At 69.5% G+C, this 446-nt stretch carries 1 protein-coding gene; it reads left to right on the top strand.

Annotated elements, in window-relative coordinates:
- Positions 1 to 446 (top strand): cyclopropane-fatty-acyl-phospholipid synthase family protein (locus U5760_RS31565; protein WP_322016222.1); only part of this gene is annotated, 446 nt, incomplete at both ends.

Genomic DNA, 446 nt, shown 5'->3' with positions numbered 1-446 from the left:
GGCCAGCGCCTGCTCGATATCGGCTGCGGCTGGGGCGCGCTCGTGCTGCGCGCGGCGCAGAAGTTCGGCGCGCGCTGCGTGGGCGTCACGCTCTCGCAGAACCAGTTCGACCTCGCCACGGCGCGCGTGAAGGCCGCCGGGCTCGAAGATCGCATCGAGATCCGCCTGCAGGACTATCGCGATGTCGACGGCCAGTTCGACCGCATCACGAGCGTCGGCATGTTCGAGCACGTCGGGCGCAAGAACCTGCCCGTGTACTTCCGCAAGGTGCACGATCTGCTCGCCGACGAAGGCATCGCCATGAACCACGGCATCACGTCGTCGGATGCCGACTCGGGCGAAACCGCGCTCGGCGGCGGCGAGTTCATCGACCGCTACGTGTTCCCGGACGGCGAGCTGCCGCACATCGGCCTCGCGCTCGAAGCGGCGCAGCGCGGCGGCCTGGA

Origin of the sequence: Paraburkholderia sp. J12 (assembly GCF_905220215.1) — a bacterium.
In the GTDB taxonomy this organism is placed as follows: Bacteria; Pseudomonadota; Gammaproteobacteria; order Burkholderiales; family Burkholderiaceae; genus Paraburkholderia.
Note: the sequence above shows the minus strand (reverse complement) of the source record. Positions and strands in the feature narration are given on the sequence as shown.